Annotated in this window: 1 protein-coding gene and 1 pseudogene; both read right to left on the bottom strand. The window is 55.9% G+C overall.

Annotated features, from left to right (window positions below):
• Nucleotides 1-369 (bottom strand): annotated as a pseudogene (locus B7449_RS25200) (transposase); the annotation flags it as partial.
• A gap of 153 nt (nucleotides 370-522) precedes the next feature.
• The coding region (locus tag B7449_RS19040; protein ID WP_148431440.1) for an AMP-binding enzyme at nucleotides 523-1,388 on the bottom strand (866 nt) is incomplete at its 5' end.

The following is a 1,388-nucleotide window of genomic DNA, read 5'->3' as shown; positions in this document are numbered from 1 at the left end:
GGGATGTCCAGGCCCGGTACCCCCGTGCAGAGACCCGCAAGACCTGGCACAGCCTCTCGATTGGCCATTCATGCCGATGTCCGTGGATGAAGGCGAACCTCATGGCTTTTGGCTCGCGAAGAACTGGGTAGCTTTTTTTAGGATTTCCCTCTCCTCCCGTAAAATCCGGTTCTCCAGGCGAAGACGTTCATTCTCGCGGGCCAGATCAGCCTGAGGCCCTGATGCCGGCTCGTCCGGACGATAATTCACTATCCATTTCGCCAGAGTGGATTTGCCAATACCCAGATCGGCCGCAACACGCGTGCGTGACAACCCACTGCTCAACGCAATCCTTACGGCCTCGCGCTTGAAATCTTCCGTATGCTTCATGGTTCCGTCGGTCTCCTGATACGAGCTTAAAACGCTCAGATGACCGGCACAAAACCGTTACAAGTCCAATATTGATAAGTGCAGAGTCTTCGGATTGTCTGGTATGAGTTCGCCATTTTTTCATAAAAATGATCTTATACGAGACTGATAACGTTAAGATACCAACAGGCGTTTCCGCGTGATCTTTCCTGAGACAGTCGTGGGCAGATGTCTGACGAAGTGGACTTCCTTAAGACCAATCCAGCGACCGAGTGCCTGATTGACCCGTCCGATCATTTCCTCGGAAGAAGGTATGACTTTTACACCGGAGTTAGGTACTACATAGGCGACAGGTCGCTGCCCTCTCAGTTCATCGGGAGAGGCTACTACGGCACAGGCATGAACAGCCGGATGGGCGGCAATGATCTTTTCGATCTGCACACCCGAAATCCGTCGTCCTGCGACCTTTATGACATCGTCGGAACGCCCGAGCATATGCACGGCGCGGCTGGCCTCGATCATGCCTTCGTCGAAGGTACGATAATACCGGTTCGTTTCATCAAGATAGGCGGCAGGAACACGGATCGCTCCATCCTTCCATACGCCAGCCAGGCAGCCGGGTGGCAGCGGCAGGGAGAGGACAATTTCCCCGCACTGTTCACCGGGTATGGACGGCACGATTTCCGGACGGAAACCCGGTGCGGGCCGCCCAATGTCATTCATGAGCGGGACCGGATCGCGCTCGGGCAGGCCAAAGAAATGGGCGGTGATGCTCCACCCGGTTTCAGTCTGCCACCAGTGATTGACCACGGGTTTGCAAAAATAGGATCGTGCCCACTCCAGCAATGTCGGGTCCGCATATTCTCCGGCCACGAAGATGCGGGCAGGAGTTGGTAGGATCGCTCCTGACAGGTTGCGGCTTTCCTGCCGCATGAGGCGCATCTGTGTTGGTGTGGTGAACAGGCATTTCACGTCATGCTCATGGCAAAGCGCGCGGATGGCGGAAGCCGATGCGCCGCCTTCCACGATCACGCTGGTGC

This window comes from Komagataeibacter intermedius TF2 (assembly GCF_000964425.1).
GTDB classification, from domain to species: Bacteria; Pseudomonadota; Alphaproteobacteria; order Acetobacterales; family Acetobacteraceae; genus Komagataeibacter; species Komagataeibacter intermedius.
Note: the sequence above shows the minus strand (reverse complement) of the source record. Positions and strands in the feature narration are given on the sequence as shown.